This is a genomic window from Bradyrhizobium sp. STM 3809 (genome assembly GCF_000239795.1).
In the GTDB taxonomy this organism is placed as follows: Bacteria; Pseudomonadota; Alphaproteobacteria; order Rhizobiales; family Xanthobacteraceae; genus Bradyrhizobium.
This window is the reverse complement of record NZ_CAFJ01000577.1, coordinates 1-8519: the sequence shown is the minus strand read 5'-3', so window position 1 is coordinate 8519 and position 8519 is coordinate 1. Positions and strand designations below refer to the sequence as shown.

Annotated in this window: 7 protein-coding genes; 1 reads left to right on the top strand and 6 read right to left on the bottom strand. The window is 67.2% G+C overall.

Annotated features, from left to right (window positions below):
- The 6 genes from BRAS3809_RS26160 to ureE form a co-directional block, all read right to left on the bottom strand.
- Nucleotides 1–726 (bottom strand): urease accessory protein UreD (locus BRAS3809_RS26160; protein WP_035658707.1); only part of this gene is annotated, 726 nt, incomplete at its 3' end.
- The gene (gene ureG, locus BRAS3809_RS26155; RefSeq protein ID WP_035658705.1) at nucleotides 723–1367 is read right to left on the bottom strand and encodes an urease accessory protein UreG; all 645 of its coding nucleotides are present in this window, start codon (nucleotides 1365–1367) and stop codon (nucleotides 723–725) included. The genes ureG and BRAS3809_RS26160, both read right to left, overlap by 4 nt.
- Entirely contained in the window at nucleotides 1364–3070 is a 1707-nt protein-coding gene (gene ureC, locus BRAS3809_RS26150; RefSeq protein ID WP_008965025.1) for an urease subunit alpha, read from the bottom strand. The genes ureG and ureC overlap by 4 nt, the downstream gene beginning before the upstream one ends.
- A gap of 3 nt (nucleotides 3071–3073) precedes the next feature.
- Nucleotides 3074–3772 (bottom strand): urease subunit beta, encoded by a 699-nt coding sequence (ureB, locus tag BRAS3809_RS26145; protein ID WP_008965024.1) that lies wholly within the window; start codon nucleotides 3770–3772, stop codon nucleotides 3074–3076.
- A 12-nt stretch (nucleotides 3773–3784) separates the two neighbouring features.
- Complete coding sequence (locus BRAS3809_RS26140; protein ID WP_008965023.1) at nucleotides 3785–4462, bottom strand: urease accessory protein UreF; 678 nt, start codon at nucleotides 4460–4462, stop codon at nucleotides 3785–3787.
- Nucleotides 4455–4904 carry an urease accessory protein UreE gene (gene ureE / locus BRAS3809_RS26135; RefSeq protein WP_008965022.1) on the bottom strand — a complete coding sequence of 150 codons (450 nt, stop codon included), beginning with the start codon at nucleotides 4902–4904 and terminating at the stop codon, nucleotides 4455–4457. The genes BRAS3809_RS26140 and ureE overlap by 8 nt, the downstream gene beginning before the upstream one ends.
- A 328-nt stretch (nucleotides 4905–5232) precedes the next feature.
- On the opposite strand from ureE, the gene ileS reads away from it, so the two are divergent.
- Nucleotides 5233–8247 (top strand): isoleucine--tRNA ligase, encoded by a 3015-nt coding sequence (gene ileS, locus BRAS3809_RS26130; RefSeq protein WP_008965021.1) that lies wholly within the window; start codon nucleotides 5233–5235, stop codon nucleotides 8245–8247.
- The last annotated feature ends 272 nt before the right edge of the window (nucleotides 8248–8519 follow it).

Below are 8519 nucleotides of genomic sequence, written 5' to 3'. Positions count from 1 at the left end.
CCGAACACCGACGCCGGCACTGTGCGGCAGCAGGCTCGCGGCTGCGTAGAGCTGATCGATGCGCGCGAGCGCATCAGCGAGGCGCAGGCGCAGCGCGGCATGATCCAGCCTTTCCGGCAGCATCAGCAGCGCCGAGCCGAAGGCGCGGTGACCCTTGAACAGCGCGATCGCGGGATCGCGCAGTTGCATGCGGTCGATCAGCAGCGGCTCCGCCCCTGGCCGCCGGACGATGAGCGTGGAGTCGAGCTCGCGGAACAGCCGGCCCTGCCCGTCCGGGTCATGCATCGTGAAGGCGTCGGTGACCAGCGCCGCGGCGTCGGCCGCGCAGTCCATCTCGAGCACCTGACACAGCGCCGCCTGGGGAAACAGGATGCGCGGCTCCGGCCGATAGTCGAGCGACGCGCCGGCTGTGACGTGCAGCAGCACCTGCTCCATGGCGCGGACGCCCGGCTCGGCCCGATGCACCGACGTCGCGCCTTGCGTCGTGATCGACACGGCCGCACCTACGCCGAGCACGAAGCGCTGCGTCAGCCGGTCCTCGCCATGCACGGCGCCGCTGCCGGTCTGCAGGATGACGCTCAGCAGATCCGGCCGCGCGGAGTCCGTGTGGAAGCTGCGCGTCAGCACGAACGGCCAGGCGAACAGCCGCCGGTCGATCACGGTGCGGCCGCCGCGCCGGACGAAAGAGAGATCGAGCCGCGGCGCCTCTGGGGCGGGATCACTCACGTGCGGAACAGCACCTCGCGCTCCAGGAGGTCGACGATCGCCTCGATCCCCTCGCCGCGCCGGCAGTTCGTCAGCAGCACCGGCCGGCCGCCGCGCACGTCGGTGGCCTCGCGCTGCATGCGGGCGAGATCGACGCCGACGTGAGGGGCGAGATCGACTTTGTTGATGACCAGCAGATCGGTGCGGATCACGCCAGGGCCTCGCTTGCGCGGAATGTCGTCGCCGCCGGCGACGTCGATCACGAACATCCAGAAATCGGTGAGGTCGCGCGAGAAGGTCGAGGCGAGATTGTCGCCGCCGCTCTCCAGGAGAATCAGCTCGACGCCGGGAAAGCGCCGCTCCAGTTCGTCGGCAGCCTCGATGTTCAGGGTCGGATCCTCGCGGATCACGGTGTGCGGACAGGCGCCCGCCTCGACCGCCGACACGCGCTCGGGATCGATCAGGCCGGAGCGGCGGACGCGCTCGGCATCCTCGGCCGTGACGAGATCGTTGGTGATGACGGCGATGTCGATGCCGCGCGCCTGCAGCGCCGGGATCAGGCGCTCGACCAGAGCGGTCTTGCCGGAGCCGACGGGACCGCCGATGCCGACGCGCGCGGCGGTCATCGGGGCATCGACACGGGAGAGAGCAAGCCGGCTCATCGCAGCATGAACCTCCTGGCGAGCGGCACAGAGGTGGCCGGCGGACACATCAACAGCTTGCCGTCGGCGCGGACCTCGAACGTCTGCGGATCGACCTCGACATGCGGCATCGCGGCGTTACGGACCATGTCGGTCTTGCGCAGGCGGCGGACGTTCTTGATCTGCACGGTCTCGCGACCGAGCCCCAGCCTGTCACGCACGCCGGCATCGACTGCGAGCTTGGACATGAAGTTCACGCCGAGCCGCTGCGGCGCCGCGCCGAGCGCGCCCCACATCCGCTTCTGGATCATCGGCTCGGACAGACCGAGGCTGCCATTGCCGTCGCCCATCGCCGCCCACACCGGAAAGCCGTTCTTGATCACCATGTAGGGCTTCAGCCCGAACGACGCGCGCGGCCACAGCACGAGATCGGCCATCTTGCCGACCTCGATCGAGCCGACGACGTGGTCGATGCCGACGGCGATCGCGGGGTTGATGGTGAGCTTGGCGACGTAGCGCTTGATGCGCTCATTGTCGGCGCGCGCGGTGGTCTCCTCGGGCAGACGGCCGATGCGGTCCTTCATGACGCTCGCAAGCTGCCAGCATTTGGCGACGTTCTCGGCGAGCCGGCCCATGCCCTGGGTGTCCGTTCCGAAGATCGAGATCGCGCCCATGTCGTGGAGGAAATCCTCCGCCGCCATCGATTGCGCGCGCACCCTGGACTCGCCGAACATGACGTCCTCGGGGGCGTTGTAGTTGAGCTGATGACAGATCATCGTCATCGGCACGCCCTCCTCCATTCCATACGACGTGTACGGGTTGGTCGGATTGGTGGAGGATGGAATGACGTTCGGCCAGGACACGACCTTCAGGAGATCGGGCGCATGGCCGCCGCCTGCGCCCTCGACGTGGTACATGTGGATGGTGCGGCCATCGACCGCCGCCATCGTGTCCTCGCAGAAGCCGTATTCGTTGATCGAATCCGTATGCAGATGCACCGCGAAGTCGTTACGATCGGCCGCGATCAGCGTCTTGTCGATCACGTCGGGCGCCGCGCCGAAATCCTCGTGGATCTTGACCGACATGCCGCCAGCGGCGACCGCCTCCTCCACCGCTTCCGGATCGGAGCCGCCGCGGCCGAACAGCGCGTAGTTCAGCGGCGAGAACTCGATCGACTTGAGGAAGTGGCCGAAGTTCGGGCCCGATCCTGAGCCGACGTCGAACACCGGCCCCGAGCCGTTGCCGACCATCGTGGTGGTGCCGCCGGCGAGCGCGTGGTCGGACTGCTCCGGCGAGATCAGATGCGCGTGACTCTCGATCGCGCCGGCGGTGACGATGAACGGCCCGCCGGCGATCGGGGCGGTGGTGTGGCCGATCACCATGTCCGGATGCACGTCGGGCATAACGTCGGGATTGCCGGCCTTGCCGATGCCGACGATGCGGCCGTCGCGGATGCCGATGTCGGCCTTCACGATGCCGATCACGGCATCGACGATGGTGGCGTTCTTGACGACGACATCGAGGGCCTTGTGAGTGGACGTCCGGTGCGCCGCGACGGCCTCGCCGTCACGGATGTTCTTGCCGGCGCCGACCAAAAGCTCATGGCCATAGGTCGTGTAGTCGTGTTCGATCTCGGCGAGCAGGCTGGTGTCGGCGAGCCGGATCAGATCGCCCTTGGTCGGGCCATAGAGCTCGGCATAGGCTTGGCGGGTGAGCGTGGCCATGGCTCAGGCTCCGAGATAGCCGCGCGACTGAGCGAGCTTCAGCGCCGCGTCGCGGGCGCCGGGTGCGTCGAGCGGACCGTTGACCAGCCCGGCCTGGCCGCGAACGATCCGGTCGCCGGTGATCGGCACCAGCCGGACCGATTTGAAGACACCGGGCTCGAAGCGGATGCCGAGGCCCGCGGGGCGATCGATCTTCATGCCCCAGGCGGCGGCGCGGTCGAAGCGCAGCGCGCGATTGACCTCGAAGAAATGGGTGTGGCTGCGCACCTGGATGTCGCGATCGCCGGTATTGACGACATCGATCGTCACAGCCGGCAGCTCGGTGAACATCGCGATGTCGTCGCCACCGGCGATGATCTCGCCGGGAACGATGTCATCAGCCGCTGCGCCTTCCGCGGGCTGGATCGGCTCGAACAGCGCCATCACCTTGGTGCCCTCGGCGAACATGAGCTCGACATAGAGCATCGGGATCATCTGGGCGACGCCGGGTTCGACGTCATCGGTCGTGAGCAGCCGGCCGGCCATGTCGCGGATCTCGGCGTAGGGCAGATTGCGACGTGCCGCAGTCATCACCTCATCGGTGAGGTAGGCGACCGCCTCGGGATGGCTGAGCTTGATGCCGAGCAAGCGGTTGCGCCGCGCCATCTGCGCGGCGTTGAAGATGACGAGACGATCGAGCTCCGTCGGCGACAGGTTCATCATGGCCAGGGCACCTCAGGTCGTGAACATGCGCACGTGCCGCAGCGGCCCGCGCGACACGGCGATATCGATGAAGGGTGTGAAGCTCGACGGCATGGCCTCATCGTCGGGCGTTTCGTCGAGGAGATCCGCAAGTCGGGCGCGGGCGCGCGCCAAGCTCCGCTGCGACTCGATGTGGCCGATCAGGCCGAGCCGCACGGCGGCGCTGACGAGGCCGGTGATCAATGTCCAGCCGGACACGAGCTCGGCGGCATCGAGGCTGAGGCCGGCGTCGCGACCGGTGATGGCTTGCACGACGGGGAGATGGCCGAGCCTGAGATCGGCGGAGACGCGCGCGCGATAAGAGGTCGAGAGCGGACCGGCAAGCTTGACCCAGACGCCGAGCAGCGCCCTGCCCGCGCGCCGTGAGCCGTCGCGCATCTCGGCGGATGGCGTGGTGGCCTCGGCGAGACCATCCACGGCGGCAATCGCAGCGATGTCGCTCGCACGCCAGGCGCGTCGCAGCAGGACGCGATCCATCGTCGCCCAGCGCTGCGCCAGGTGATCGGCAATGACCTCATCGAGATCGCCACGATCGGACAGCAGGCCATCGGCGGCGAGGCCTTCGATGCCCCAGGAGAAGGCAAAGCCGCCGGCGGGAAAGGCGCTGTCGCCGAGCTGCAGCAGCGCGAGCGCCTCGCCGCGGTCAAACATGGTCGCGCTCCACGACCTCGCCGGCGTCGAGCAGCGGCTGGATGCGGGCGCGATAGGTGGCGAGCGGGGCGTCGAGCAGGACGACGAGGTGATCACCCTCGAAGCGGACGCGCCAGTGCAGATTGCCGGCGTGCCAGCCCAGCTTCAGCGCAGAGGCCGGATCGCGCGCGCGCAGGCGCCAGACCTGCTGCGCGCCGAAACGGGCGATGATCGCGCGGTCGGAGTCCAGATGAAGCAGCGCGCCGTCGATGAGTTCTTCGTCGCGGTCGAGGCTGACCGCGCAATCGGTTCCGCGATCGGTGGTCAGGCGGAAGCGCTTGCGGCCTGCGTCCTCCGGCGGCACGAACAACAGCTCGATGCCGCCGCGATGCTCCAGCGCGTGGATGCGGCCGGCATAGGCCCTGTCATCGGCGCGTCCCATGATGCCGTGCAGACGGAGCATCGGCGGTCCTCTTAGTTCGATCGTTTGTTATCGTCGCCGTCATTCGGGGCAGCCCGCCAGGGCTGAACCCGGAATCTCGAGATTCCGGGTTCGATGCTTCGCATCGCCCCGGAATGACGCGGAAACACAGGATGACTTTGCGATTCGGCCGCCCGGCTGCTATGAGGGGGCCCCATGTTGATACGGCGCACCATCGGCATTAGCGGCCCGGCTTCCGCCTGAGCTTTTCGAGCTCGGCGCAAGACCGGGATGTCTCTGCTCGTTCCGCCGCCCGCGATCGCAGATCGCGCCTCCGCGCCCCTCTTTGAGCTCATCAAGCCAGATCACGATGTCCGACAAGCCGCAAAAATCCGACGCCCAAAAAGCCGACACCAAAGACTATTCCAAGACCTTGTACCTGCCGCAGACGGAATTCCCGATGCGCGCCGGCCTGCCGCAGCGCGAGCCGGAGCTGCTGAAATACTGGAACGACATCGACCTCTACGGCAAGCTGCGCGAGACCGCCAAGCACCGGCCGAAATTCGTCCTGCATGACGGCCCGCCCTATGCCAACGGCAACATCCATATCGGGCACGCGCTGAACAAGATCCTCAAGGACGTCGTGACCAAGAGCCAGCAGATGCTCGGCCACGACTCCAACTACGTGCCGGGCTGGGACTGCCACGGCCTGCCGATCGAGTGGAAGATCGAGGAGGAGAACTACCGCAAGAAGGGCAAGACCAAGCCCGACTTCCGCGACAGCGCCGCCATGGTCGCGTTCCGCCGGGAGTGCCGCGCCTATGCCGAGCATTGGCTCAACGTGCAGCGCGAGGAGTTCAAGCGTCTCGGCGTGATCGGCGACTGGGACCATCCCTACGCCACCATGACCTATCCGGCCGAGGCGCAGATCGCCCGCGAGCTGATGAAGTTCGCCGCCAACGGCACGCTGTATCGCGGCTCCAAGCCGGTCATGTGGAGCGTCGTCGAGAAGACCGCGCTGGCCGAGGCCGAGGTCGAGTACGAGGACTATCAGTCCGATACAGTGTGGGTGAAGTTCCCGGTGACCTCGCCGGCGCATGGCGTGCTCGCCGGCGCCTCGGTCGTGATCTGGACCACCACGCCCTGGACGCTCCCCGGCAATCGCGCCATCTCGTTCTCGCCGAAGATCGCCTACGGCCTCTATGAAGTCACCGACGCGCCCGCGGACAACTGGGCGAAGACCGGCGACAAGCTCATCCTCGCCGATGCGCTCGCCGAGAGCGTGTTCAAGCAGGCGCGCGTCACGTCCTACACCAAGCTGCGCGACATCCCCGGCGACACGCTCGATGCGGTCGAATGCGCGCATCCGTTCAAGGGCCTCGAAGGCGGCTACAATTTCGTCGTGCCGCTGCTGTCAGGCGAGCACGTCACCGACGACACCGGCACCGGCTTCGTCCACACCGCGCCCGGCCATGGCCGCGAGGACTTCGATGTCTGGATGGCGAATGCGCGCGAGCTCGATGGCAGAGGCATCGCAACCACGATCCCCTACACGGTCGACGAGAACGGCGCGCTGACCGATCACGCCCCGGGCTTCACCGGCAAGCGGGTGATCAACGACAAAGGCGAGAAGGGCGACGCCAACGAGGCCGTCATCAAGGCGCTGACCGATGCCGGCCAGTTGCTGGCGCGCGGCCGGCTGAAGCACCAGTATCCGCATTCCTGGCGCTCCAAGAAGCCGGTGATCTTCCGCAACACGCCGCAATGGTTCATCGCGATGGACAAGGACATCAGCGATCACGGCCAGGCGAAGTCCGGCGACACGCTGCGCGCCCGCGCGCTGCGCGCGATCTCGGTCACGCAATGGGTCCCCGCCGCCGGCCAGAACCGCATCAACGGCATGATCGCCAACCGTCCGGACTGGGTGATCTCGCGCCAGCGCGCCTGGGGCGTGCCGATCGCGGTGTTCGTGCGCGAGAAGGGCGACGGCTCCGCCGAGATCCTGCAGGACGAGGCGGTCAACAACCGCATCGCCGAGGCTTTCGAGAAGGAAGGCGCCGACGCCTGGTACGCCGACGGCGCGCGCGAGCGCTTCCTCGGCTCCCGCGCCAATGAGGACTGGAAGAAGGTCGACGACATCTGCGACGTCTGGTTCGATTCCGGCTCGACCCACGCCTTCGTGCTCGAAGACCCCGTGCACTTCCCCGGCCTCGCCGGCATCAGGCGCAAGGTCGATGGCGGCCAGGATACCGTAATGTATCTCGAAGGCAGCGATCAGCATCGCGGCTGGTTCCACTCCTCGCTGCTGGAAAGCTGCGGCACGCGCGGCCGCGCGCCGTATGACGTCGTGCTGACACACGGCTTCACGCTCGACGAGAACGGCCGCAAGATGTCGAAGTCGCTCGGCAACACGGTCGAGCCTCAGAAGGTGATCAAGGATTCCGGCGCCGACATCCTGCGGCTCTGGGTCTGCGCCACCGACTATGCCGACGACCAGCGCATCGGCCCGGAGATCCTGAAGAACACCATCGAGACCTATCGCAAGCTGCGCAACTCGATCCGCTGGATGCTCGGCACCCTGCACCATTACAAGCGCAGCGAGGCGGTGGCCTTCACGGAGATGCCGGAGCTCGAGCGGCTGATGCTGCATCAGCTGAGCCAGCAGGCCGAGGTGATCCGCCGCGCCTATGCCGCGTTCGACTACAAGACTGTCATTGCCAGCCTCGCGGCGTTCATGAACACCGAGCTGTCGGCGTTCTATTTCGACATCCGCAAGGACACGCTGTATTGCGACCCGCCGTCCTCGGTGGCGCGCAAGGCGGCGCTGACCGCGATCGACCTGATCTGCGACGCCATCCTGAAATGGCTGGCGCCGGTGCTGTCGTTCACGACGGACGAAGCATGGCGGATGTATCGCCCCGACGCCGAGCCGTCGGTGCATCTGACGCTGTTCCCGGACACGATGGACGGCTATCGCGACGATGCGCTCGCCGCGAAATGGGAGACGATCCGCAACGTCAGGCGCGTCGTCACCGGTGCGCTCGAGCTGGCGCGGGCTGCCAAGACCATCGGCTCCTCGCTCGAAGCCTCGCCGGTCATCTACGTCGCCGACCGCGCCCTGCTCGGCCTCCTGTTCGATGCGGATCTCGCCGAGATCTGCATCACCTCGAACTACGAGGTCCGGGAGGGCGAGGCGCCGGCCGAGGCGTTCCGGCTGGATGCGGTGTCGGGTGTGGCGGTGGTCGTGGAAAAGGCGGTCGGCAGGAAGTGCGCCCGCTCCTGGAAGATCCTGGAGAGCGTCGGCGAGGACAAGGACTACCCCGACGTCTCCCCCCGCGACGCCCAGGCGCTTCGCGAGTGGAAGGCGCTCGGGGTGGCCATGTGATGCGCGGACGCGCGTCAAACACAGCTGTCGTCCCGGCGAACGCCGGGACCCATAGCCACCGGCCGTCCTGGTGAGCGAAGACTGATGACTCCGAGTCCTTTTCACCAATTGGCCGTCCGCGGTATGGGTCCCCGCGTTCGCGGGGACGGCAGCTGTGGTTGTGGCTGCCTTGGTGATCAACTCATTAGGTTGCAATGACCTCCCGCCTCCGCCTCGGCCTCCTCACCGGCCTCGCCACGCTGGTCATCGACCAGGCCACCAAGCTGTGGCTG